At 65.5% G+C, this 22599-nt stretch carries 19 protein-coding genes; 14 read left to right on the top strand and 5 right to left on the bottom strand.

The annotated features are described in order from the left end of the window. The first annotated feature begins 96 nt into the window (after positions 1-96). The 3 genes from S58_RS00260 to S58_RS00270 all read left to right on the top strand — a co-directional run bounded on the left by S58_RS00260 (position 97) and on the right by S58_RS00270 (position 2720). Positions 97-513: a helix-turn-helix domain-containing protein gene (locus tag S58_RS00260; protein WP_015663215.1), complete on the top strand. Its 417-nt coding sequence runs from the start codon at positions 97-99 to the stop codon at positions 511-513. Between the two features lie 345 nt (positions 514-858). Beyond that, positions 859-1989, top strand: a complete 1131-nt coding sequence (locus S58_RS00265) for a M20 family metallopeptidase (protein ID WP_015663216.1) — start codon at positions 859-861, stop codon at positions 1987-1989. After that, the gene (locus S58_RS00270) at positions 1986-2720 is read left to right on the top strand and encodes a tRNA (guanine(46)-N(7))-methyltransferase TrmB (RefSeq protein WP_015663217.1); all 735 of its coding nucleotides are present in this window, start codon (positions 1986-1988) and stop codon (positions 2718-2720) included. Before S58_RS00265 ends, S58_RS00270 begins: the two co-directional genes overlap by 4 nt. Positions 2721-2741: 21 nt before the next feature. Here S58_RS00270 and S58_RS00275 read toward each other — a convergent pair whose 3' ends face one another. Beyond that, a complete protein-coding gene (locus tag S58_RS00275; protein ID WP_015663218.1) occupies positions 2742-3818 on the bottom strand; it encodes a DUF2336 domain-containing protein in 1077 nt (358 codons plus the stop codon). Between the two features lie 425 nt (positions 3819-4243). Between S58_RS00275 and rimP the strand changes: the two genes are divergently transcribed. The 11 genes from rimP (at position 4244) to S58_RS00330 (ending at position 17306) form a co-directional block, all read left to right on the top strand. Next, positions 4244-5005 (top strand): ribosome maturation factor RimP, encoded by a 762-nt coding sequence (gene rimP, locus S58_RS00280; RefSeq protein WP_015663219.1) that lies wholly within the window; start codon positions 4244-4246, stop codon positions 5003-5005. Between the two features lie 13 nt (positions 5006-5018). Further along, the gene (nusA, locus tag S58_RS00285) at positions 5019-6632 is read left to right on the top strand and encodes a transcription termination factor NusA (RefSeq protein ID WP_015663220.1); all 1614 of its coding nucleotides are present in this window, start codon (positions 5019-5021) and stop codon (positions 6630-6632) included. Positions 6633-6698: 66 nt separating this feature from the next. Then, entirely contained in the window at positions 6699-7442 is a 744-nt protein-coding gene (locus tag S58_RS00290; RefSeq protein ID WP_015663221.1) for an RNA-binding protein, read from the top strand. 76 nt (positions 7443-7518) lie between these two features. Next, positions 7519-10263 (top strand): translation initiation factor IF-2, encoded by a 2745-nt coding sequence (infB, locus tag S58_RS00295; RefSeq protein WP_015663222.1) that lies wholly within the window; start codon positions 7519-7521, stop codon positions 10261-10263. Positions 10264-10433: 170 nt separating this feature from the next. Then, positions 10434-10850, top strand: a complete 417-nt coding sequence (rbfA, locus tag S58_RS00300) for a 30S ribosome-binding factor RbfA (RefSeq protein WP_015663223.1) — start codon at positions 10434-10436, stop codon at positions 10848-10850. Next, positions 10850-11959 carry a tRNA pseudouridine(55) synthase TruB gene (gene truB, locus S58_RS00305; protein ID WP_015663224.1) on the top strand — a complete coding sequence of 370 codons (1110 nt, stop codon included), beginning with the start codon at positions 10850-10852 and terminating at the stop codon, positions 11957-11959. The genes rbfA and truB overlap by 1 nt, the downstream gene beginning before the upstream one ends. Positions 11960-11961: 2 nt before the next feature. Then, positions 11962-12231, top strand: a complete 270-nt coding sequence (gene rpsO, locus S58_RS00310; RefSeq protein WP_015663225.1) for a 30S ribosomal protein S15 — start codon at positions 11962-11964, stop codon at positions 12229-12231. Positions 12232-12590: 359 nt separating this feature from the next. Next, positions 12591-14750 carry a polyribonucleotide nucleotidyltransferase gene (gene pnp, locus S58_RS00315; protein ID WP_015663226.1) on the top strand — a complete coding sequence of 720 codons (2160 nt, stop codon included), beginning with the start codon at positions 12591-12593 and terminating at the stop codon, positions 14748-14750. A 258-nt stretch (positions 14751-15008) separates the two neighbouring features. Next, entirely contained in the window at positions 15009-15476 is a 468-nt protein-coding gene (locus tag S58_RS00320; protein WP_015663227.1) for a GNAT family N-acetyltransferase, read from the top strand. Between the two features lie 301 nt (positions 15477-15777). After that, positions 15778-16425: a hypothetical protein gene (locus S58_RS00325; protein WP_144058214.1), complete on the top strand. Its 648-nt coding sequence runs from the start codon at positions 15778-15780 to the stop codon at positions 16423-16425. Then, positions 16422-17306, top strand: a complete 885-nt coding sequence (locus S58_RS00330; RefSeq protein ID WP_015663229.1) for a hypothetical protein — start codon at positions 16422-16424, stop codon at positions 17304-17306. The genes S58_RS00325 and S58_RS00330 overlap by 4 nt, the downstream gene beginning before the upstream one ends. Before the next feature lie 40 nt (positions 17307-17346). Here S58_RS00330 and S58_RS35710 read toward each other — a convergent pair whose 3' ends face one another. The 4 genes from S58_RS35710 to fabA all read right to left on the bottom strand — a co-directional run bounded on the left by S58_RS35710 (position 17347) and on the right by fabA (position 22347). Then, the gene (locus S58_RS35710; RefSeq protein ID WP_015663230.1) at positions 17347-19332 is read right to left on the bottom strand and encodes an autotransporter family protein; all 1986 of its coding nucleotides are present in this window, start codon (positions 19330-19332) and stop codon (positions 17347-17349) included. Positions 19333-19577: 245 nt separating this feature from the next. Beyond that, the gene (gene fabI, locus S58_RS00340; RefSeq protein ID WP_015663231.1) at positions 19578-20378 is read right to left on the bottom strand and encodes an enoyl-ACP reductase FabI; all 801 of its coding nucleotides are present in this window, start codon (positions 20376-20378) and stop codon (positions 19578-19580) included. Positions 20379-20525: 147 nt separating this feature from the next. After that, complete coding sequence (gene fabB, locus S58_RS00345; protein ID WP_015663232.1) at positions 20526-21749, bottom strand: beta-ketoacyl-ACP synthase I; 1224 nt, start codon at positions 21747-21749, stop codon at positions 20526-20528. Positions 21750-21825: 76 nt separating this feature from the next. Further along, positions 21826-22347 carry a 3-hydroxyacyl-[acyl-carrier-protein] dehydratase FabA gene (gene fabA, locus S58_RS00350; protein ID WP_015663233.1) on the bottom strand — a complete coding sequence of 174 codons (522 nt, stop codon included), beginning with the start codon at positions 22345-22347 and terminating at the stop codon, positions 21826-21828. Positions 22348-22599 lie beyond the last annotated feature (252 nt).

Consider the following 22599-nt stretch of genomic DNA (forward strand, 5'->3'; position numbering starts at 1 on the left):
TTTCGTTAGTACACATGCGAGCAGAAATTGACGGTGTGAGCGCCTGAGGCATACTGCGACCGCCTCGTTCCGAGGCCCATTCTAAGGAGTTGAGAGATGTCGACGAAAGCGCCCAACCCTGTTGACAAGCACGTCGGCAGCCGGGTGCGGATGCGCCGTATCATGTTGGGCATGAGCCAGGAAAAACTCGGTGAGGCTCTCGGACTCACGTTCCAGCAGATACAGAAGTACGAAAAAGGCACCAATCGAGTCGGCGCCAGCCGGATCCAGCAGATCTCCGAAGTTCTGCAGATCCCTGTCTCCTTCCTGTTCGAAGGGGTCCCGAGTGGCGGGACCAACGGTGAAGCTTTCGGCGAAGGCGCCTCTCCGGCCTATGTGTCTGATTTTCTGGCAACCTCCGAAGGACTGGCGTTGACCCGCGCGTTCACGCGGATCCACGATTCCAAGCTCCGTCGCAGCATCGTCGACCTGGTCGAGCAGATTGCTGATCGCGAGGCGCCGGAAGAGGGCTAACAGAGCCAGCTGATGCGCTGGCGCTGACATTCCTATCGCGGATCTCTCATATGAATGTCTCTCATATGAATGTCAGCGCCTCGGGGGGCCATGAGCTGGGCGAGCTTTGCGGACGCACCACCGGTCGCGTTCCGCGAGGCCAATGAGCGATAGACAGGCTCGATCACGACCGATAGAGCGCGATGGCTCCCCTCTGGGAAACGCTGTCGCGCTCTAAATCATTTTGTGCGCATGTGGCCCCTGGAACCAGGCAGCGCGCCGGCGACGGGGCTCGCGAAAACGCGCGGCCAGCGCCACCCTCCACCGCTACCATTCAGTAACCATCAAGAACTGCTCGCAAAACGCATGATCGTCAGCAACAATCCGTTCGATAGTCGCACAATCCTCGAAGGCATCCGCCAATGGGTGGAGATCGAGACGCCCACCGAGGCGCCCGATCAGGTCAACCGGCTGGCCTCTCTGGTCGCAGACGGCTATCGCGGGCTCGATGCCGTGATCGAGCGGATCGCCGGTCGCGACGGTTGCGGGGACCATCTGCTCGTGCGCTCGTCGTGGGGACAGGATGAGCCGGGCATCCTGGTCCTCAGCCATCTCGACACAGTGCATCCGCTCGGCTTCATCCAGCGCCTGCCGTTCTCGATCGACGGCGACGTCGCATTCGGCCCCGGGATCTACGACATGAAGGGCGGCGCGTATCTCGCCTATCACGCCTTCCGCCAGCTCTGCGCCGCGGGCGAGCGATCACCGCTCGGCATTACTCATTTGTTCGTCTCGGACGAAGAGATCGGAAGCCCGACTTCGCGCGCGCTGATCGAGGAGGAAGGCCGCAAGGCCAAATATGTTCTGGTGACGGAGCCGGCGCGCGACGGCGGCAAGATCGTCACCGGGCGCAAGGGCGTGGCGCGCTTCGATGTTGCGATCCGCGGCGTGCCCGCTCATGCCGGCGCCCGCCCGCAGGACGGCCGCAGTGCGATCCGCGAACTCGCCAACGTCATTCACACGCTGGAGGCGCTCAACGATCCCGCGCGCGGCATCACGGTGAATGTCGGCGTGGTCCGCGGCGGCACGCGCCCCAACGTGATTGCTGAAGAAGCCCATGCAGAGGTCGATGCACGGCTGCCGACGCCTGCGGACGCCGACGAAATCGTGCCCAAGATTCTCGGCCTCACGTCGCGCAGCGAGGGTGTCACCGTCGCCGTCACAGGCGAAGTCAACAGGCCGCCTTACGTGAAGGGCAATGCCGGCGCTGCGCTGTTCGAGCATGCGAGGTCGCTCGCCGAGGAGATCGGCTTCGAGCTCGCCGACACCTATACGGGCGGGGGCTCCGACGGCAATTTCACCGCACCGTTCACGGCGACGCTCGATGGACTCGGCGTCGACGGCAAGGGCGCGCATACGCATTACGAGCAGATGTACATCTCGTCCATCGAGCCGCGGACGCGGCTGCTCCACCGTCTCTATCAGACCCTGCGATGAGCGCCGCGATCACCATGCCCGTCGATGACGATCCCACCGATCCTGAGGCCGCGCATCGTCAGGGCTCGTTCTTCGGCCGGCGCAAGGGCCACAAGCTGCGCGCGCATCAGGCCGACCTGGTCGAGAACCTGCTGCCGCACCTGGCGCTCGATCTCACCTCTCCGGCTGATGCCGTGCTGCCTTCGCTTTACGATCCGCCGGCGGAGGCGCTGCGGCTCGAGATCGGATTCGGCGGCGGCGAACACCTCGCGGCCGAAGCCAAGGCGTTTCCGACGACCGGCTTCATCGGCTGCGAGCCCTATGTCAACGGCATGGCCAAGATCCTCGCCGCGATCGAGGCCGACAACATCAGCAATGTGAGACTGCTTGCGGGCGATGCTGCCGAGCTGCTCGCCTGGCTGCCGCCGCAGTCGCTGCAGCGGGTCGACCTGATCCATCCCGATCCCTGGCCGAAACGGCGCCACTGGAAACGCCGCTTCGTACAGGACGCCACGATCGTCGCGATGGCGCGCGCGATCAAACCCGGCGGCGAATTCCGCTTCGTCAGCGATATCGCCGACTATTGCGCCTGGACCCTGTGGCATCTGCTGCGCTCGCCCGACTTCGTGTGGACGGCCGAACGCGCCGACGACTGGCGCCTGCCGTGGCCAGGCTACACGATGACACGCTATGGCCGGAAAGCCACGCGCGAAGGCCGCGTTGCCAACTACCTGATCTTCCGGCGACGCTGACGCGGCGTCGATGCCGAACGGTCAGTGCCGTGTCTTCCAGAACGCAACGACGCGCTCGGCCGTCGACGACAGCAGGCGCGCGTAGCTGACACGAATGGCGTCGATGTCACGCTGCGCCGGCACGCGCTTCGGCCCGAGGCGCAGCACGATCAGCGCATGCACGGTGTTCCAGTCGAGCCCGATCGTGCGCCCGAGAATCAGAAGCGGATCGTGGCGATCGCCCGACACCAGCCGGTCGAGCGTCGCGATCTTCAATCCCGTCATCGGGGCCAGGGCCGCGATGACTTCCTCGTATTTGTGCTCGCGCGCGAAGCCGAGCAGCACAGCCTCGTTCAGCGCTCCCGCTTCATAGAGCGATAGAATGGTCCGCTGCGCCGGCACGAAATTGCGCCTGCTGCCAGCCGCGCTCGCCGCATCGGTGAGCTCGGTCATGGCCTGTCGGATCTTGACCTGTTTCTCCGGTCCGACCACGTCGAACAGCCGCCGCTTGACGACGTCGAGCGCGCCGGCCAGCAACCGCTTCAGCTGATCGTCCGAGAGATCGTCGCGCTTGCCGACGGTCAACGTCAGTACACCGTCGAATCCGGCGCGGTTGATCAGCTCGGAGTAGCCCCGCGGGGAAAATGCAGCACCATCGTTCGCGGCCGTCTGTCGCACCACGTCGCGATCGCCGCGGCGTACCAGCACGTCGGTCATGTCGGCCGAGAGCCGCGACCGCTCCGCCATCGCCAACAGATGACCTTGGCTCTTGCCTTGCGCGATCGCGATGAGAGCGCCGTCGTCGAGCACGGCAGACCGACGCAGCAGCGGTCCGGCGACCGCAAGCTCGTCGTCACGCGCGAGCTGGCCGACGACCGCGCGGGGCGCTTTGTCGAGGCGCGACAGGCGCTCCGCCAAATCGATCCGTGTCGATCGATCCGCCAGCGGCACCAGATCGATCAGCAGGCCGTCGAACAGATTGATGTGCTCCGGGCGGAGCTTCGTCACACCTTCGAAGAACAGGTCGGCGATACGGCGCGTCGCCTCGACGCAGCGCTCGGCGTCGCCCTGCCTGACGATCCCGTCGAGTCCGGGGATCAGCGCGGTAGCGGGGGTCATGAGGTCTACTCGGTACGCAACGCGACACATTTCCGTGCCCGTCCGCCCCGGGACGGCAAGGCTTCGGAGCAGCGCACGCAAACTCGCTTCATTTTTACGCGATCTTGGTGAATGAACGGTTATGTGCCCGCAAGATCCGGTCGGCCATCACGCGGGCACCGCGACCAAAAGACCGGCGGAAGAGCCGCGATTTTGAAGTTCCGGGCTCTGTTTGGGCCGAGACGGCTCTTGCCGTGAGGCGGCAAAGCGGCTATATCGGCGCCATCAGACATCATCTCATATACGATCGCGTAGTGAGAGTGGGCCCTTCCGGACCCGCTCTTTTTTGTTACCTGGATCGCTCCGCCGGCGGCGCGATCGGTCCGGTAAGCGCGGTCGGACAGGCCGAACGGCCCAAGCCAAGCAGACACACAATCGACGCCTCGATGACGGAACCGACGTTCGCACCCGCTGACACCGACCTTCTGACCGAGCCTCGTCTCGTCGTCGAGCCGGGCGTCGCGGCGCGCGTGGCGGCGGTGGCCGATCCGGTGCTGCAGGGAATGGGATACCGCCTGGTGCGGATCCGCATCTCCGGCGAATCCGGCTGCACGGTCCAGGTGATGGCCGAGCGTCCCGACGGCACGATGCAGATCGAGGATTGCGAGGCGGTGTCGCGAGCGCTCTCGCCCGTGCTCGACATCGCCGATCCAATCGAACGTGCCTACCGGCTCGAGATCTCCTCGCCCGGCATCGACCGGCCGCTGGTCCGCCGTTCCGATTTCGATCGCCATATCGGTCATCTGGTCAAGATCGAGATGGCCGTGGCCTACCAGAATCGCAAACGCTTCCGCGGCATCATCGCCGGGGTCGAGGGCGACGGCGTGCGCATCGCCCGCGACGACGTGGCGAAGGACCAGGAAGTTGACGTCGTGCTACCCATGGCCGATATCGGCGATGCCAAGCTGGTGCTGACCGACGAGTTGATCGCCGAGTCCATGCGCCGCGGCAAGGCCGCCGAGCGCGAGAAGAAGCGCGACCTCGGATTGGCGCCACCGCTGGCGCCGCACGCCAAGCCGGCGGCCCAGGCCAAGCCGAAACCGAAGTTGAAGGACAAGCAGCCGGCCAAGAAGCCGTTGCCGACCAATACGAAAAAACATCGCCTCGCCGCCGATCGCGCGCGCAGAGGCGAGACCGATCCTGATTAGAGGAGACTGAACCATGGCCGTCAGCGCCAACCGGTTGGAACTGCTGCAGATCGCCGACGCCGTCGCGCGCGAGAAGTCGATCGACCGCGGCATCGTGATCGCCGCCATGGAAGACGCGATCGCCAAGGCCGCGCGCGCCCGCTACGGCAGCGAGACCGACGTGCACGCCGAGATCGATCCGCGCAAGGGCGAGCTCCGGCTGTCGCGCCACATGCTGGTGGTCGAGAAGGTCGAGAACCCCTCCAACCAGATCTCGCTCGATGACGCGCGCCGTGCCAATCCGGGCGCGCAGATCGGCGACACCATCGCCGACACGCTGCCGCCGCTGGAATATGGCCGCATCGCTGCGCAGTCGGCCAAGCAGGTGATCGTGCAGAAGGTGCGCGAGGCCGAGCGCGACCGTCAGTACCAGGAGTTCAAGGACCGCATCGGCGACATCGTCAACGGGGTTGTCAAGCGCGTGGAATACGGCAGCGTGATCCTCGACCTCGGCCGCGGCGAGGCGATCATCCGCCGCGACGAGATGCTGCCGCGCGAGGTGTTCCGCAATGGCGACCGCGTCCGCGCCTATGTGTTCGACGTCCGCCGCGAGACCCGCGGCCCGCAGATCTTCCTGTCGCGCACCCATCCGCAATTCATGGCCAAGCTGTTCGCGCAGGAGGTGCCGGAAATCTATGACGGCATCGTCGAGATCAAGGCGGTGGCCCGCGATCCGGGCTCGCGTGCCAAGATCGGCGTCGTGTCGCGCGACTCCTCGGTCGACCCGGTCGGCGCCTGCGTCGGCATGCGCGGCTCGCGCGTCCAGGCCGTGGTGAACGAGCTGCAGGGCGAGAAGATCGACATCATCCCGTGGTCGCCCGACATCGCGACCTTCGTGGTCAACGCGCTGGCCCCGGCCGAAGTCGCCAAGGTCGTCATCGACGAGGACCGCGAGCGCATCGAGGTCGTGGTCCCCGACACCAACAACCAGCTGTCGCTCGCCATCGGCCGCCGCGGCCAGAACGTCCGTCTCGCCTCGCAGCTCACCGGCTGGGACATCGACATCCTGACCGAGCAGGAGGAATCGGAGCGCCGCCAGGCCGATTTCGAGAACTCCACGCGCGTGTTCATGGAATCGCTGAACGTCGACGAGGTCGTCGGCCAGCTGCTGGCCTCGGAAGGCTTCACCTCGGTCGAGGAACTGGCATTGGTCGATCTCAAGGATCTCGCCGGCATCGAAGGCTTCGACGAGGAGACCGCGACCGAGCTGCAGACCCGTGCCCGCGAATTCCTGGAGCAGCAGGAGGCCGAGCTCGAGGCCAAGCGCAAGGAGCTCGGCGTCGAGGACGCCGTGAAGACGGTGCCGGGCGTCACCACCAAGATGCTGGTCAAGTTCGGCGAGAACGACATCAAGACGGTCGACGATCTCGCCGGCTGCGCTACCGACGACCTGGTCGGCTGGACCGAGCGCAAGGAGGGTGGCGAGTCCACCAAATTCCCAGGCATTCTCGACGGCCTCGAGGTCTCGCGGGATGACGCCGAAGCCATGGTGATGCAGGCGCGCGTCAAGGCCGGCTGGATCAGCGAGGCCGACCTCGCCAAGACAGAGGCCGAGGCCGAGGACGAATCCGAAGAACAGACCGCCTGAGCCATGGACGCCGTGATGATGCCCGCCACGACCATGATCGCTTGAGATGAGGAGCCGCACGACCGCATGCTCGCTTTGGCCGACCCCGAGCTCGACAATGGACCGCGGACTGAGAAGTCCGCGACCATGCGCATGTGCGCGGTCAGCCGCGAGGTGCGGCCGATCGGCGAGCTGATCCGCTTCGTCGTCGGCCCGACGGGCGAGGTCGTGCCCGACCTCAAGCGCAAGCTGCCCGGCCGGGGTTTGTGGATCACGGCCTCACGCCAGGCGGTTGCAGAAGCGGTGCGGCGTAACCATTTCAGCCGAGGCTTCAAGGCGAACGTCCGCGTCCATCCGACACTTGCCGAAGACCTGGAAGCCTTGCTGGCCCGCAGCGCGCTCGAAGCGCTGGGGATCGCCGCCAAGGCCGGCCAGGTCGTTTCCGGCTTCACCAAGGTGGAAGCCGCGCTGTCGCAGCGGCAATCCCGGACCACTCTGGCCGCCCTCATCCATGCGGCGGACGGCGCAGCCGACGGGATTCGCAAGCTCGACGCGCTGGTGCGGCCGACCGACGGGGATCAGGGACAAGGCATTCAAGGACAAGGCGCTCAGGGACAAGCTCTGCCATTTCCGATCATCAGCTGCCTCACTTCGGCAGAATTGGATTTGGCACTTGGGCGCTCAAATGTGATACATGCTGCCGTGCTCGCAGGCCCGGCGAGCAGGACATTCCTGTCGCGCAGCCAGACACTGGTCCGATACCGGTCGGCCGACGCGGACAAGACTGCCGGAACCGCGGCCACGAAATCTGCTTCGACTTCGACGACATAGCTACGATTACGCGACGATTGCACGAATGGGACGGTGCGGCAGACCCGCACGCTGGTAACGAGATTAGGACGACTGAATGGCCGACAACAATACTCCGGGCGACAAGAAACTGAGTGTCCCGAGCAAGACCTTGACGCTGAAGCCGCGCGTCGAGACCGGCACGGTGCGCCAGAGCTTCCCCCATGGCCGGAGCAAGCAGGTGGTGGTCGAGAAGCGTGGCACCAAGCGCCGCGTCGGCGAGGGCGGATCTGATGCGCCGCACGCGCCGGAGCCGGTCGTGGCCAAGGCGCCATCGCCGCCGCCGGCACCCTCCCGCCCGTCCGGATCGCGCCCGTCCGGCTCGTCACAGCGCGGCGGCTCCGGTGTCGTGCTGCGCACGTTGACCGAGGACGAGCGCTCGGCGCGCGCCAGCGCGCTCGCAGACGCCCGTGTCCGCGACGTCGAGGAACGCCGCCAAGCCGAGGAAGAAGCCCGCCGCCGCGCCGAGCGCGAAGCCGCCGAACGCGCCGAGCGCGAGGCTGCCGAGGCGCGCCGCAAGGCTGAGGAAGAGCGTCACCGCCACGAAGAGGAAGCCAAGCGCAAGGCTGAGCTCGAGGCCAAGAAGCGGTTCGGCGAAGGCGAGGCGCCCCGTCAGGCGACCGCCGCGCCGCAGCCGACGGTGACCGCGCCGGCGCGGCCGGCGCAAGCGCCTGGCCGCCCGCAAGGCGCCCCCGGCAGCCGCCCGCAGCAGATCGGAACGAGCTCGCGTCCCGCCGGCGCCCAGCCCGCCGGTGCGCGCCCGGCCGGCGGTGGTCCGCTCGGCCGTGCGCCTGGTGTCGCAGCCGGTCCGGACGAGGATGAAGGTCCGCGCCAGATCCGCCGCGGCCCCGGTGGCGCCGCGCGCCCCGCGCCGCCGCCGAAGACCACGCACAAGCCCGGCCCGCAGAAGCAGCGCGGCCGCCTGACCGTCGTCACCGCGCTCACCGCCGACGACGTCCGCGAGCGCTCGATCGCCTCGTTCCGCCGCCGCACCCAGCGCCTGAAGGGTCACGCGGCCAACGAGCAGAAGGAGAAGCTGATCCGCGAGGTGACGATTCCGGAAGCGATCACCATCCAGGAACTGGCGAACCGCATGTCGGAGCGTGCGGTCGACGTCATCCGCCTGCTCATGCGCCAGGGCGCGATGCACAAGATCACCGACGTGATCGATGCCGACACCGCGCAGCTGATCGCCGAGGAGCTCGGCCACACCGTCAAGCGCGTCGCCGCCTCCGACGTCGAGGAAGGCCTGTTCGATGTTGTCGACGATTCCGGCGATACCGAGCCGCGTTCTCCGGTTGTCACCGTGATGGGCCACGTCGATCACGGCAAGACCTCGCTGCTCGACGCGCTGCGCCACGCCAACGTGGTGTCCGGCGAAGCCGGCGGCATCACCCAGCACATCGGCGCCTATCAGGTGACCGCGCCGGACTCCGGCAAGAAGATCACCTTCATCGACACGCCCGGCCACGCCGCGTTCACCGCGATGCGCGCCCGCGGCGCCAAGGTCACCGACATTGTTGTCCTGGTGGTCGCGGCCGATGACGGCGTCATGCCGCAGACGATCGAGGCCATCAACCACGCCAAGGCGGCGAAGGTGCCGATGATCGTCGCGATCAACAAGATCGACAAGCCCGATGCGCGCCCCGAGCGCGTACGCACCGAGCTGCTGCAGCACGAGGTCCAGGTCGAATCCCTGGGCGGTGAGGTCGTCGACGTCGAGGTCTCCGCCAAGAACAAGACCAATCTCGACCGCCTGCTGGAAATGATCGCGCTGCAGGCCGACATCCTCGACCTCAAGACCAACTCGCATCGTCCCGCCGAAGGCACCGTGATCGAAGCCAAGCTCGATCGCGGCCGCGGTCCGGTGGCGACCGTGCTGGTTCAGCGCGGCACCCTCAAGGTCGGCGACATCATCGTGGCCGGCGCCGAAATGGGCCGCGTCCGCGCGCTGATTTCCGACCAGGGCGAGACCCTGACCGAGGCCGGCCCTTCGGTGCCGGTCGAGGTGCTCGGCTTCAACGGCCCGCCGGAAGCCGGCGACCGCCTCGCCGTGGTCGAGAGCGAAGCCCGCGCCCGCCAGGTCACGAGCTATCGCGCCCACCAGAAGCGCGAGAATGCCGCCGCCAGCGTCTCCGGCATGCGCGGTTCGCTCGAGCAGATGATGTCGCAGCTGAAGACCGCGGGCCGCAAGGAATTCCCGCTGGTCATCAAGGCCGACGTGCAGGGCTCGCTGGAAGCCATCCTCGGCTCGCTGGAGAAGCTCGGCACCGACGAGGTCGCCGCCCGCATCCTGCATGCCGGCGTCGGCGGCATCAGCGAGTCCGACGTCACGCTCGCCGAAGGCTTCAACGCGGCGATCATCGGCTTCTCGGTGCGAGCCAACAAGGAAGCGGCTGCGCTCGCCAAGCGCAACGGCATCGAGATCCGCTACTACAACATCATCTACGACCTCGTGGATGACGTGAAGAAGGCGATGAGCGGCCTGTTGGCCCCGACGCTGCGCGAGACCATGCTCGGCAATGCGCAGATCCTGGAGGTGTTCAACATCTCCAAGGTCGGCAAGGTCGCCGGCTGCCGCGTCACCGACGGCACCGTCGAGCGCGGCGCCAATGTCCGCCTGATCCGCGACAACGTCGTGGTTCACGAGGGCAAGCTGTCGACGTTGAAGCGCTTCAAGGACGAAGTGAAGGAAGTCCAGGCCGGCCAGGAATGCGGCATGGCCTTCGAGAACTACGGCGACATGCGTGTCGGCGACGTCATCGAATGTTATCGCGTGGAGACCATCCAGCGCTCGCTGTAAGTCCGAATCCTACAGAGCGCTGTCTTTTGATTGAGCTGCGAGCCCGTCCATCGACGGGTCTCGCAAGTCTCATTTGAACGAATCGAAGCGTCGTCGAACTCAACCAGAATGACCTCCATCACCCGCGCCACGCCGGGCGATGATTCATTGGATTTTGGGATTTTGAAACAATGCCTCGCCATCACCAGAGGGGAAGCTCGGCTTCCGGCGGCTCGCAGCGCCAGCTGCGCGTGGCCGAGACCGTGCGTCACGCTGTCGCCGACATTCTCGGCCAGGGTCACGTGCACGATCCGGACCTCGAGGGACACATCATCACGGTGCCCGAAGTCCGCATGTCGCCCGACCTGAAGCTCGCAACGATCTACATCATGCCGCTCGGCGGACAGGACACGGACGTCGTGCTCGCTGCGCTGGAGCGCAACAAGAAGTTTCTGCGCGGCGAACTCGCGCACCGCGTTAACCTGAAATTTGCACCCGACATCCGCTTCCGCGTCGACGAACGATTCGACGAAGCGGAACGGATCGAGAAATTACTGCGAACACCCGCGGTGCAGAGAGACCTCAATTCGGATTCGGAAGAGAGCTGATGACCATCCCCCCCGAAACCGGCACTGTCGAATCGCCCCACGCCGATACGATCGCCGCCAACGCGAAAAAAAATCACGCCGCCGACGGACGCCCGCGCGACAACAATGATCCGCGCAACAAGCAGCGCCAGGGAAACAATCAGGGCAACCAGCCGCGCCGCGACCGCCGCGACATCCATGGCTGGGTGGTGCTCGACAAGCCGATCGGCATGACCTCGACCCAGGCCGTCGCCGTCGCCAAGCGCCTGTTCCAGGCCAAGCGAGCCGGCCACGCCGGTACGCTCGATCCGCTCGCCTCCGGCGGCCTGCCGATCGCGCTCGGCGAAGCCACCAAGACCGTGCCGTTCGTGATGGACGGCCGCAAGCGCTACCGTTTCACGGTGTGCTGGGGTGAGGAGCGGGATACCGACGACACCGAAGGCCGCGTCGTTCACACCAGCGAGAACAGGCCGGACGTCGCGGCGATCAGCGCCCTGCTGCCGCAATTTACCGGCCGCATCGAGCAGACGCCGCCGCGCTATTCCGCCATCAAGATCCAGGGCGAGCGCGCCTATGACCTCGCCCGTGACGGCGAGGTCGTCGAGCTCCAGCCGCGCCCGGTCGAGATCCACGAACTGACCCTCGTCGACCAGCCCGATCCGGACCATTCGGTGTTCGAGGCCGAATGCGGCAAGGGAACCTATGTCCGGGCGCTGGCCCGCGACATGGGCCGAATCCTCGGCTGTTACGGCCATATCAGCGCGCTCCGGCGGACCCTGGTGGGTCCGTTTACCGAGAACGACATGATTCCGCTGGAACAGTTGGAGGCTTTGTGCAATAGAGCCGCGTCCGGTGAGGGAAGCCTCGCCGACGCACTCCTGCCCGTTGAGACCGCGCTGGACGACATCCCGGCACTGGCCGTCACTCGGGCTGATGCGGCAAGGCTCCATAGGGGCCAGGCCGTTTTGTTGCGCGGACGGGATGCGCCCAATAGTAGCGGCACAGTCTATGTCACGGTCGCAGGCCGCCTTCTGGCGCTTGCCGAAATTGGCAATGGCGAACTCATCCCCAAGCGCGTGTTCAACCTGACCGGACTGACTGCCAGCTCCGGTCGCAACGAAAGAGACTGACGATGTCGGTGACCGCAGAGCGCAAGGCGGAAATCATCAAGGCGAACGCCACCAAGGCCGGTGATACCGGTTCTCCCGAGGTGCAGGTTGCGATCCTGTCGGAACGCATCAACAACCTGACCGGCCATTTCAAGACCCACGGCAAGGACAACCACTCCCGCCGCGGCCTCCTGAAGCTGGTCTCCACCCGCCGTTCGCTGCTGGACTATCTGAAGAAGAACGACGAGGCGCGCTACAAGGCGCTGCTCGAGAAGCACAACATTCGTCGTTGAGCTTCGCTATGGAATGAGCGCGCGCGGTCTTGCGCGCGTTGACGACATGATCCCGAGGACGCCGCACGCGCGGCGTTCGCTCATCCGGGATCATGCGGTCTGGCCGGATCTGGAAAGAAGCGGATACGCTCTTCGACTGATCCTATCAGGACCATGCAGTACGCTTCAGCAGCAATCCGGCCGCTGGGCGTGACGGGCAAGGTGCCCGTTATTTACGAGAAGGATGGACGCCATCCGAAATAAGAAAACCATGGCAGGATCGCAGGCCGCTGATCGCATTCCAGCGCCCTGCAATCTTGCGCATGGTTTTTTTGTTTCTGGGGAGTCTGCCTTCGATCATCTCATGAAAGAAGATACCCATGTTTACCAAGCATTCCGTCGAGATCGACTGGGGTGGGCGTCCGCTCAAGCTTGAAACCGGCAAGATCGCCCGCCAGGCCGACGGCGCCGTCGTCGCCACCTATGGCGAGACCGTCGTGCTCGCGACCGTGGTCGCCGCCAAGTCGCCGCGCGAAGGCGTCGACTTCCTGCCGCTGACCGTCGACTATCAGGAAAAGACCTACGCTGCGGGTCGCATCCCCGGCGGCTATTTCAAGCGCGAGGGCCGTCCGACCGAGAAGGAGACGCTGGTCTCCCGCCTGATCGACCGCCCGATCCGGCCGCTGTTCGTCGACGCCTGGCGCAACGAGACCCAGGTCATCGTGACCGTGCTGTCGCACGACATGGAGAACGATCCTGATATCGTGGCGCTGGTCGGCGCGTCGGCTGCGCTGACCTTGTCGGGCGTCCCGTTCAAGGGCCCGATCGGCGCTGCCCGCGTCGGCTTCGCCAATGACGAATACATCCTCAACCCGACCCTCGACGAGATGGCCGACACCCAGCTCGACCTCGTCGTCGCCGGCACCTCGGACGCGGTGCTGATGGTGGAATCGGAGGCCAAGGAGCTCAACGAGGACATCATGCTCGGCGCGGTGATGTTCGGTCACCGCCACTTCCAGCCGGTCATCAACGCGATCATCGAGCTCGCCGAGAAGGCCGCCAAGGAGCCGCGCGACGTCGCGATCATCGACAACGCCGCGATCGAGAAGGAGATGCTCGGCATCGCCGAGCAGGACCTCCGCACCGCCTACGCGATTCCGATCAAGCAGCAGCGCTATGCTGCCGTCGGCGCCGTCAAGGAAAAGGTGATGGCCTACTTCTTCCCCGAAGGGCAGGAGCCGAAATACGACAAGCTGCGCGTCAGCGCCGTGTTCAAGGAGCTCGAGGCCAAGATCGTTCGCTGGAACATCCTGGACACCGGCAAGCGTATCGACGGCCGTGACGCCAAGACGGTACGCAACATCGTCTGCGAGGTCGGCGTGCTGCCGCGCGCCCACGGCTCGGCGCTGTTCACCCGCGGCGAAACCCAGGCGCTGGTCGTGACCACGCTCGGCACCGGCGAGGACGAGCAGTACATCGACGCGCTGTCGGGAACGTACAAGGAGACGTTCCTGCTGCACTACAACTTCCCTCCCTACTCGGTCGGTGAGACCGGCCGCCTCGGCGGCACCAAGCGCCGCGAGATCGGCCACGGCAAGCTCGCCTGGCGCGCCATCCACCCGGTGCTGCCGCCACACCACGAGTTCCCCTACACGACGCGCGTCGTGTCGGAGGTGACCGAGTCCAACGGCTCGTCGTCGATGGCGACCGTGTGCGGCTCCTCGCTGGCGCTGATGGATGCCGGCGTGCCGCTGAAGCGGCCGACCGCGGGCATCGCGATGGGCCTGATCCTGGAAGGCAGCCGGTTCGCCGTGCTGTCGGACATTCTCGGCGACGAGGACCATCTCGGCGACATGGACTTCAAGGTCGCCGGCACCGAGAGCGGCATCACCTCGCTGCAGATGGACATCAAGATCGAGGGCATCACCGAGGAGATCATGCGCGTGGCCCTCGGCCAGGCGCGCGACGGCCGGATCCATATCCTGGGTGAGATGTCCAAGGCCCTGACCGCCGCCCGCGCCGAGCTCGGCGAATACGCGCCGCGCATCGAGACCTTCAAGATCCCGACCGACAAGATCCGCGAAGTGATCGGCACCGGCGGCAAGGTGATCCGCGAGATCGTCGAGAAGACCGGCGCCAAGGTCAACATCGAGGACGACGGCACCGTGAAGGTCGCCTCCAGCGACGGCGAGGCGATGAAAGCCGCCATCAAGTGGATCAAGTCGATCGCTTCCGATCCGGAGATCGGCCAGATCTATGACGGCACCGTCGTCAAGGTGATGGAGTTCGGTGCCTTCGTGAACTTCTTCGGCACCCGCGACGGCCTCGTCCACATCTCGCAGCTCGCCGACAAGCGCGTGCAGAAGACCACGGACGTCGTCAAGGAAGGCGACAAGGTCAAGGTCAAGCTGCTCGGCTTCGACGACCGCGGCAAGACGCGGCTGTCGATGAAGGCGGTCGACCAGACCACCGGCGAGGACCTCGAGGCCAAGCAGAAGACAGAGGGCGGCGACGCCCCCCGCGAAGCTGCCGGTGAGTAGGCTGCGTTGAACGTCGAATGAGATATCAAGGGCGGCTTTCGGGCCGCCCTTTTTTGTTGACCGACCGTATCTGCACCGTGAGAACCATGGCGAGCCCGGAGGCCCCACGGATGCGCGGCCCGACGATGAGATCGCAATCCGCATCGTCTTGCCTTGCGCGGATTTGGATCGCGATGTCGCGTCGCTCTCGCCAAAGGCGGGTGATAGCGTAGCAGCGGCAGCCGCACGACTTCACGACGCGCGCCGGAGGTCACCGCCATGCCTGAGTCCGTCATCCGCCCCGCCCGCCCCAACGAATACGACGCCATCGCCAGGCTCTGGATGGAGAGCTGGTGTTCGACCGGGTTGGAGACACCGAGCGACAAGCTGCTCGAACTCCTGCAGGAGCGCGTGCCCCGTGAGGTTGCCGGCGGCTGGAGCCTCTACGTCGCGGATGACGACGGCCGGCTCGCCGCGATGCTCGCGATCAACCTCCCCAGGCTCTACCTCGACCAGTTGATGATCGCGCCCGCCTATCAGGGCCGCTCGCTCGGCCGCCGCCTGCTCGCCTTCACCCACGAGCTTCTGCCCGACGAGGTCTGGCTGCGCTGCGCCGAAGGCAACGAGAAGGCGTGGCGCTGGTACGAGCGCGAAGGCTTCGTCCTGGAGAAGAAAGAGGCCGATCCGCTGCATGGCCGGATCATGAAATATTATCGCTGGAAGCGCGAAAGCCACGACACCCGCTGATCGCGTGCACCAGCGACATGTCTCGCGTGTTGCCTGAAAGGCATTGCGTGCGCCATTCGAGGGGAACTAATTTTGGGTTCCCGACGGCCTAACTGTTCTCGAACCGCACCGATGTCCGTATTTCCCATGCTGATCCGCCGTTGCTCTCGCCGCCACGGCTCTCGTGCTGTTGCACCCGTCTTGGGCCCAGGCGCCCTCGACCCCTGCTCCCGCTGCAAAGCCGCCGGCTGCCGCCAAGAAGCCATCCGGAAAGAAGCCGGCCGCAAAGTCGGCCGCGGCCGTGGACAGCGGCCCCTGCGACATGGGCGTCATTACTGCCACGCACGATCTATTCACCGTCCAGAAGATCGGCCTCACCGTCTTCAACAACGAGTTCGCCGAGATGCCCGTGAGCTGGGGGCTGGACGATCTGATCTATGCGCGCGTCAAGGCCGCGGGTGGGGCGGGCGTCCGTCGCATCACCTACGACAAGCAGCTGTTCGACAATCTGGAGAAGCCGAAGCTGTTCTTCCTGCGCGAGGAGGGCGAGACGCTGACCGGCGTCGTCAAGCAGATCGTGGCGAAAGCGGCATGCCGTCGCTATCTCGTGGTCCAGCGCCAGACCACCCGCATCGGCAACACCAATCAGAACGCCACGGGATTTGGCATCCTCCAGTTCGGCCCCCTGATCACACGGACCTTCATCTTCGCCTATCTCGACATTCGGTTGCTCGATGGCCAGACGTTCGAGACGCTGCGCAACCCCAACTTCACCGTCCAGCGTGTCGTCGAAAACCTCGGTGAGGGCTTGATCAAGATCCCCGGCATGTTCGACGTCGATCAGTCGCTATATCCCGCCGTCGCGGCGGATGCCGCCAACAATGCCAGCCTGCGCGACGCCGTTCGGCGTCTCGTCACCGGTCAGCTCGATCGCGATATGCCTGCCTATTTCAAGGCGGAAGAGCAATGACGGCGGCAGCGATGCCCAACATGAGTGTTTCGATGCGTCCTTCACGACGACGAACTTCCACCGCCACCATCACGCGCCGGCTCGTCCTGCTGATGCTCGCCGTTGCGTTCCCGTGGACCGGAGCCTCGGCGCAATCGCTGCCGCCGGCAACACCTACAGCCAAGGCAGCGCCGAAGACCACGGGGACGAAAGCCAAGGTAGCCAAGACTGCAACGGCCGTCCGCGAAAGCGGACCTTGCGCCGTCGGCGTCATCACCGCGCTCGGCGATATCTTCACCGTGCAGAAGAACGGCATGACCCGGCTGGGAGACGAATACGCCGAAGTGCCTGTGTCCTGGGGCTTCGACGATCTCGTCTACGCGCGCGTGAAAGCGGCCACGGGTGATACCGGCGTTCGCCGTATCGCTGTCCCCAAGGGAGCATTCGATCCCTTCTATCAGTCCCCGCCGATCAAAGCCGAGAACGGAAAACTCACGCCCATCGTCAGGAAGGTGGCCGGCGCATCGGGATGCGCGAGTTATCTCGTCGTCACCCGCCGGACCGACAGCGAGCCGTCGGTACTGGACGAGGTCACCGGAATCGGCGTGATCAACCGCGGCATCGGATTTGGCCGATACTCACACGTGTTCATCATGATGGACATCCAGCTCTATGACGGGACAACCTTCGAGAAGCGGGAGCCCGCCACGAGCTCCAAGGCACTGCTCTCCCGTCTGACGTCCGGCGTCGGGCCGGCGTCCCACGCCGGTGACGTCGACAACTCGGCATTTCCCGCCTCGCCGGCAGATGCCGCCAACAACAATGTGCTGCGTGACATGGCGCGCTCGATGCTCAAATTCAGGCTCGACCAGCGATTGCCGGCCTATTTCGGTCGCGAATAGACGAGCACGTCAGATGGCGCCGCGAGGATGAGTCCGCCGATCACAATCTGATCTTCAGCACGGCACGGCCCGACTGCTGAACGAGACCTGACGGCACCACGTCGATGCCATAGCGAAGACTGAGGTCGAGCCGGTCGTTGCCGGCGGCCGCGAGCCCGAGGCCGGCCGAGTAGGTCCAGGGCGACAGGCCGAGGCCATGGGTGACGAAGCTGTCCCCACCGCCCGAGAAGGCCGCGCCGATCTGCAGCTTCTGGTTCAACCCGTTGTAGCCGGCGCCGATATCGCCGGTGAGACGGATCTGCCTGGTGAGGGCGTAGACGGCTTTCAGCCCGGCCGTCGTCGTCAATTCCTGATAGGTCTGCGGATCGACATCGAGGCTGAAGCCGCCGGCGCCGTTCTCGCGGTAGGAATTGCTCCGCACCGTGCCGTAGTCGAGGCGCAGCGACGGGACGAGCGCGAAACCATCCTGAAGCGGAATGCGCGCCTTGAGGCCCACGCCGGCATGTCCGGAATAGGAACGATAGCTTCCGCCCGCGGATGCACTCATGAAGCTCAACGACCGGCTCTCGCCGTTATCGCTCAATCCGCCATCCAGCTGATAGTCGAGCATGACATCGCGGCTGATGGCGTAGGCACCGTAGAGTCCCAACTGATAGGACGCGAGACCGAGACGGTTCGGCACGGCGTCGTCGCCGCCAGTGATCGTCTGATGGGAATAGGCGAATACGCCGCCGATGATGGCGCGTGACGAGACTGCCGTGTCCGCGCCGAACGCCAGACCGCCCCCGGACGCGCCATAGCCCGGAACACCATCGCGCCCCGCCTGCTGCGCGACCCCGCCGAGGGGCTGCATCCAGACATTGCGGCCCGCGGCCGCACCGATGCTGCTGACATCGTCGAGCCTGCTCGTCATCGTCTGCCGGAAGGCGCGCTGGGTGACGTAGGTCGCCTGCGAGGCCGCGCCGGTCAGCACGGGCAGCGTCTGCTTCATCGCATTGCCGAGCGAAGCGCCGGTCAGATTGTCGAGCGCAGCGAACCCCGAGACCATCGATCCGCTCCAGCCCGCCGGCGTCATCGACAGCCGGTACAGCACGTCGGCAGCTTCCAGACCGACGCGACCGCCCGCGGACCGCAGCGTATCGCGATAAGGCTGGACCAGGGACATGGCCGCGAGATCGCCGGTCAGGGCCCCCGTGAGATCATAGGTCGACGTGACCATCTGCGCGCTCGAGGCGTTGCCGCTCGCCGTGCCGTACAGGCTCGTCAGGCTGCCGCGCGACAGCGTGTTGAACAGCACCCTGCCCTCCGGCGTCACCGAGCCAAGCAAGGTGAAGCCGCCTGCGGCGCTGCCGGCCGGCGCGATGCCGGCACCCCAGAAATAGCCGTTCTGATAGTTGGTGATGACGAAGCGCCCCGGCGCCTGGGTGCCGAACAGGGCCGGGCTGACGATCCGCCACGGCGTGCCGGCGGTCCATGCCCACTGCGGCACCGAATTGGCGGGCACCGGCGCCGGCGGCGGCGGCGTGAACGTCGCGGGATCGTAGGGCAGCATGTAGGCCCAATGCGTCACCAGCAGGCTGTCGCCGGTGATCATCTGCATTTCCATGCTGGTGACGCCGTTGAGCGTACGCATGGCGCCGAGCCCGACCGTGACCGTGCCGCCGCCGGTCGGCGTGAACAGCATGGTGATCTGACCGCTGGCCGTGACGAAGCCCTGGATGGTCGAGGTGTCGGTCAGCAGCGCCGGGCCGATCCTGAGCTGCGCGATGCTGGTCCCGGTGAAGAAGCCGTTCGTTGCGGTGCCCAAGGTCCAAAGCGTCTGATCACCGATCGGGATCGGATTCGAGAATCCCGTCTTCGGCGACATGTAGGCCAGCAGCTGCGCCACCGGCACGTACCAATTCGTGTTGGAGATCGTGGAATCCCAGACGCTCGACTGCGCCCACGCGGGCCCGCAGCAGCCTATGCCGCACGCAGCGCTGGTCATCGCCCACAGGACGACAGCCCGGACCTTTGAACGCAGCATTGCAGATCGCCCCCACGGCTGTCTTGCTGCCGACGCGGCGGGCTGGCTGAATTGGCCGTAGCCCGGGCTTGATCGCCCTGTGCCGTAGCCGCAGCAGAACTCAGCCACCTGAGTTGCGCAAGTCCCCCTGATTACCGAGAAGGGGCGCCTGGGCTCAACTGGGACAAATTAGGTGGATCGCAACGATCATGGTGACGCGAAGCGGTCGGTCCAGTCCGTGGCGACCTTGCTTTGCGCGGGCCGGACTACTCCGCCTTGAGATCCTCGGGCCGCGGCATCGAGATCACGTTGTAGCCGGAATCCACGTAATGGAGTTCGCCGGTGACGCCGCCGGAGAGGTCCGACAGCAGATAGAGCGCGGAGCCACCGAGTTCCTCCAGGGTGACTCCGCGGCCGAGCGGCGAGTGCTTCTGCTGGAACGCGAACATGAAGCGGGCATCGCCGATGCCGGAGCCCGCCAGCGTGCGCACCGGGCCTGCGGAGATCGCGTTGACGCGGATGGCGCGGCGGCCGTAATCGGCGGCGAGGTAGCGCACCGAGGCTTCGAGCGCGGCCTTGGCGACGCCCATCACGTTGTAGTTCGGCATCACGCGATTCGAGCCGTCGAAGGTCAGCGTGATCATGCTGCCGCCGCTCTCCGGCATCAGCTCGGCGGCGCGCTTGGCGATCTCGGTAAAAGAGAAGCACGAGATCAGCATGGTGCGCGAGAAGTTCTCGCGCGAGGTGTCGGCATAACGGCCCTTGAGCTCGTTCTTGTCGGAGAAGGCAACGGCATGAACGATGAAGTCGAGGCCGCCCCAGGCGTCGCGCAACGCTGAGAACACGCTGTCGACGCTGGCGATGTCCTCGACGTCGCAGGGCAGCACATGCTTGACGCCGAGTTCGTCGGCGAGCGGACGCACGCGCTTGCCGAGCGCATCGCCCTGATAGGTGAAGGCCATCTCGGCGCCATGCGCGGCGAGCGTCCTGGCGATGCCCCAGGCGATCGAATGGTCGTTGGCGATGCCCATCACCAGACCGCGCTTGCCTGCCATCAGACCCTGCATGCTCACTCTCCTTCGTCATGCCGGGACCGACCCAGCCAAGATGATCGTCCCGCCTTCAAGACGCCAATGGCCGGACATCTGTGCGAAGAGCTTGGCTTCGCGCGCTGCCCGGCCATGATGCCGACGAGACCAGTCCTGTTGAAAATCCTAGGCGTCGAGCTGCTTGAACACCAGCGTCGCGTTGGTGCCGCCGAAGCCGAACGAGTTCGACAGCACGGTGCCGAGCTTGGCGTTGTCGATACGCTTGCGCACGATCGGCATGTCGGCAAACACGGGATCGAGCTCGGTGATATTCGCGCTCTCGCAGATGAAGCCGTTCTTCATCATCAGGAGCGAGTAGATCGCCTCCTGGACGCCGGTGGCGCCGAGCGAGTGGCCGGTCAGCGCCTTGGTGGCGGCGATTGGCGGGCACTTCTCGCCGCGACCAAAGACCTTGCGGATGGCTTCCATCTCCGGCGGATCACCGGCCGGCGTCGAGGTCGCATGCGGATTGATGTAGTCGATCTTCGTCTTCACCGTCGACAGCGCCATCTGCATGCAGCGCTCGGCGCCTTCGCCCGACGGCGCCACCATGTCGTAGCCGTCCGAGGTCGCGCCATAGCCGACGATTTCGCCGTAGATCTTGGCGCCGCGCGCCTTGGCATGCTCGAGTTCTTCCAGCACGAGGACGCCGGCGCCGCCGGCGATGACGAAGCCGTCGCGCGTGATGTCGTAGGGCCGCGAAGCGGTGGCGGGCGTCTCATTGTGCTTGGACGACATCGCACCCATGGCGTCGAACAGCACCGAGAGTGTCCAGTCCAGCTCCTCGCAGCCGCCGGCGAACATCACGTCCTGCTTGCCGTACTGGATCATCTCGTAGGAATTGCCGATGCAATGATTGGAGGTCGCGCAGGCCGAGGAGATCGAGTAGTTGACGCCCTTGATCTTGAACCAGGTCGCCAGCGTCGCAGATGCCGTGGACGACATCGCCTTGGGCACTGCGAAAGGCCCGACGCGCTTCGGTCCCTTGGTGCGGGTGATGTCGGCAGCTTCGACCAGCGTCCGCGTCGACGGCCCGCCGGAGCCCATGATGATGCCGGTTCTGACGTTGGAGACGTCGGTCGGCTCGAGCCCTGAATCGAGGATCGCCTGCTCCATCGCGACATGATTCCACGCCGCACCCTCGCCGAGGAAGCGCATCGCGCGGCGGTCGACGACCTCGGCCGGATTCAGCGTCGGCGCACCTTGCACCTGCGAACGGAAACCAAGCTCGGCATATTTCTCAGCACGGGAGATGCCGGATTTCGCCTCGTACAGGCTGGCCAACACCTCCTGGGTGTTGTTGCCGATCGATGAGACGATGCCCATGCCCGTGATGACGACCCGCCTCATGATGTCCGCCTCGCCTTGCTCGTGTGTTCTGTCGCAGTCACGTCTGCTGCACTGTCTGTGGTCGCAGCCCGCCGGTTCAAGCCGGCGCTGCACCCTGCTTGAACAGGCCGACCTTCAGGTCCTTGGCGCGATAGATAATCTCGCCATCCATCGAAAGCCACCCGTCGGCAATACCGAGCACCAGCTTTGAGCGCATCACGCGTTTGATGTCGATGTTGTACACAACCTTGCGGGCGGTCGGCAGAACCTGGCCGGAGAATTTCAGGTCGCCGAGACCGAGCGCGCGGCCGCGGCCTTCGCCACCGGTCCAGCCGAGGAAGAAGCCGACCATCTGCCACATCGCGTCGAGACCGAGGCAGCCCGGCATCACCGGGTCGTTCTTGAAATGGCAGCCGAAGAACCAGAGATCCGGCTTCACGTCGAGTTCGGCGCGCACCAGGCCCTTGCCATACTCGCCGCCGGTGTCGGCGATCTCGACGATGCGATCGAACATCAGCATCGGCGGCAGCGGCAGCTGCGCATTGCCCGGGCCGAACAGCTCTCCGCGGCCGCAGGCTAGCAGATCTTCGTATTCATAACTGCTGCGCCGATCCAGCATGACTGATGAGCCTTTCTCAACGATTCCCGATGGAAAATGTGCCGCGCGACCCGATTCCTTCGCGCATCGACCCGTTCACGCGCAGCTCGCCTTTCGGCCATCCCGCCAGCGCGCGTCTTCGACGCTCACGCCCAACGATGATGACCGCGGCCGAGCGGCCCCGGGCCAAGACGTCTGGACGGCGGAGACGACCATGACGGCCAGCCGCGCCCGCCAAGACAGGTCAAATCACGTCCGCGCGCTCTCTAACAT

The sequence above is a fragment of the Bradyrhizobium oligotrophicum S58 genome (assembly GCF_000344805.1).
GTDB lineage: Bacteria > Pseudomonadota > Alphaproteobacteria > Rhizobiales > Xanthobacteraceae > Bradyrhizobium > Bradyrhizobium oligotrophicum.

Coding starts and splice junctions, on each gene's coding strand:
- pnp (WP_015663226.1), top strand. CDS start 12,591: ATGTTTACCAAGCATTCCGTCGAGATCGACTGGGGTGGGCGTCCGCTC.
- fabA (WP_015663233.1), bottom strand. CDS start 22,347: ATGCTGGATCGGCGCAGCAGTTATGAATACGAAGATCTGCTAGCCTGC.
- rimP (WP_015663219.1), top strand. CDS start 4,244: ATGACGGAACCGACGTTCGCACCCGCTGACACCGACCTTCTGACCGAG.
- S58_RS00325 (WP_144058214.1), top strand. CDS start 15,778: ATGGGCGTCATTACTGCCACGCACGATCTATTCACCGTCCAGAAGATC.
- fabI (WP_015663231.1), bottom strand. CDS start 20,378: ATGCAGGGTCTGATGGCAGGCAAGCGCGGTCTGGTGATGGGCATCGCC.
- S58_RS35710 (WP_015663230.1), bottom strand. CDS start 19,332: ATGCTGCGTTCAAAGGTCCGGGCTGTCGTCCTGTGGGCGATGACCAGC.
- rpsO (WP_015663225.1), top strand. CDS start 11,962: ATGTCGGTGACCGCAGAGCGCAAGGCGGAAATCATCAAGGCGAACGCC.
- infB (WP_015663222.1), top strand. CDS start 7,519: ATGGCCGACAACAATACTCCGGGCGACAAGAAACTGAGTGTCCCGAGC.
- nusA (WP_015663220.1), top strand. CDS start 5,019: ATGGCCGTCAGCGCCAACCGGTTGGAACTGCTGCAGATCGCCGACGCC.
- S58_RS00270 (WP_015663217.1), top strand. CDS start 1,986: ATGAGCGCCGCGATCACCATGCCCGTCGATGACGATCCCACCGATCCT.
- S58_RS00320 (WP_015663227.1), top strand. CDS start 15,009: ATGCCTGAGTCCGTCATCCGCCCCGCCCGCCCCAACGAATACGACGCC.
- truB (WP_015663224.1), top strand. CDS start 10,850: ATGACCATCCCCCCCGAAACCGGCACTGTCGAATCGCCCCACGCCGAT.
- S58_RS00290 (WP_015663221.1), top strand. CDS start 6,699: ATGCTCGCTTTGGCCGACCCCGAGCTCGACAATGGACCGCGGACTGAG.
- S58_RS00260 (WP_015663215.1), top strand. CDS start 97: ATGTCGACGAAAGCGCCCAACCCTGTTGACAAGCACGTCGGCAGCCGG.
- S58_RS00330 (WP_015663229.1), top strand. CDS start 16,422: ATGACGGCGGCAGCGATGCCCAACATGAGTGTTTCGATGCGTCCTTCA.
- S58_RS00275 (WP_015663218.1), bottom strand. CDS start 3,818: ATGACCCCCGCTACCGCGCTGATCCCCGGACTCGACGGGATCGTCAGG.
- rbfA (WP_015663223.1), top strand. CDS start 10,434: ATGCCTCGCCATCACCAGAGGGGAAGCTCGGCTTCCGGCGGCTCGCAG.
- S58_RS00265 (WP_015663216.1), top strand. CDS start 859: ATGATCGTCAGCAACAATCCGTTCGATAGTCGCACAATCCTCGAAGGC.
- fabB (WP_015663232.1), bottom strand. CDS start 21,749: ATGAGGCGGGTCGTCATCACGGGCATGGGCATCGTCTCATCGATCGGC.